General features: G+C 61.4%; 1 protein-coding gene. It reads right to left on the bottom strand.

Annotation, left to right across the window (positions count from 1 at the left end):
• Positions 1–1,258 (bottom strand): electron transfer flavoprotein-ubiquinone oxidoreductase (locus HX899_RS34605; protein WP_181294548.1); only part of this gene is annotated, 1,258 nt, incomplete at both ends.

The raw sequence follows: 1,258 nt of genomic DNA, 5'->3' as shown, positions 1-1,258 counted from the left end.
ACATATTCGGATAGACCGGCCCCTCGCCGCCCTGCGGCGGCACCCAGTTGATGTTCTGGTTGGGATCCTTGATGTCGCAGGTCTTGCAGTGCACGCAGTTCTGGGCGTTGATGACGAAGACGTCCTTGCCGTCCTTCTCCACCCATTCATAGACGCCGGCCGGACAGTAACGCGTCGACGGGCCGGCATAGATGTCGTGTTCCGAACTCTTCTGCAGGTTCATGTCCTTGACCTGCAGATGCACCGGCTGGTCTTCCTCGTGATTGGTGTTCGACAGGAACACCGAGGACAGGCGATCGAAGGTCAAGACGCCATCGGGTTTCGGATAGGCGATCGGCTTGTGCTGTGACGCCGGCTCCAGGCTCTCAGCATCGGTCTTGCCATGTTTCAGCGTGCCGAAGACGGAAAAGCCGAACAGCGTGTTGGTCCACATGTCGAAGCCGCCAAGCGCCACGCCGAGTGCCGTGCCGAACTTCGACCACAGCGGCTTGACGTTGCGGACGCGCTTCAAATCCTTGCCGATGTCACCCTTGCGCCATTCATTCTCGATCTCGACGATCTCGTCATGGCTGCGACCGGCGGTAATCGCGGCGGCGATCTTCTCGGCCGCGAGCATGCCCGACAGCACCGCATTGTGGCTGCCCTTGATGCGCGGCACGTTGACCAGACCGGCCGAACAGCCGATCAGCGCCCCGCCGGGGAAGGAAAGCTTCGGTACCGACTGGTAACCGCCCTCGGTGATGGCACGCGCGCCATAGGACAGCCGCTTGCCGCCCTCGAAGGTGGTGCGGATCGCCGGATGGGTCTTGAAGCGCTGGAATTCCTCGAAGGGATAGAGATAAGGGTTCTTGTAATTGAGGTGGACGACGAAGCCGACGGCGACCAGATTGTCTTCCAGGTGATAGAGGAAGGAGCCGCCGCCGGTCTTCATGCCGAGCGGCCAGCCGAAGGAGTGCTGCACCAGGCCCGGCCTATGGTTTTCCGGCTTGACCTGCCACAGCTCCTTGATGCCGATGCCGAACTTTTGCGGTTCGCGGTCCTTCTGCAGATCGAACTTGGCAATCAGCTGCTTGGCGAGCGAGCCACGCACACCCTCGCCGATCAGCACATATTTGCCGAGCAGTTCCATGCCGCGGGTATAGTTCGGGCCGGGCTCGCCGTTCTTCTCGATGCCCATGTCGCCGGTGGCGACCCCGATCACCGCGCCTTCGTCATTGTAGAGCACTTCGGTTGCGGCAAAGCCCGGATAGATCTCGAC

It is taken from the genome of Rhizobium sp. WYCCWR 11146 (genome assembly GCF_013591995.1).
Lineage (GTDB): Bacteria > Pseudomonadota > Alphaproteobacteria > Rhizobiales > Rhizobiaceae > Rhizobium > Rhizobium indicum.
This window is presented reverse-complemented; position numbering and strand designations above follow the sequence as displayed.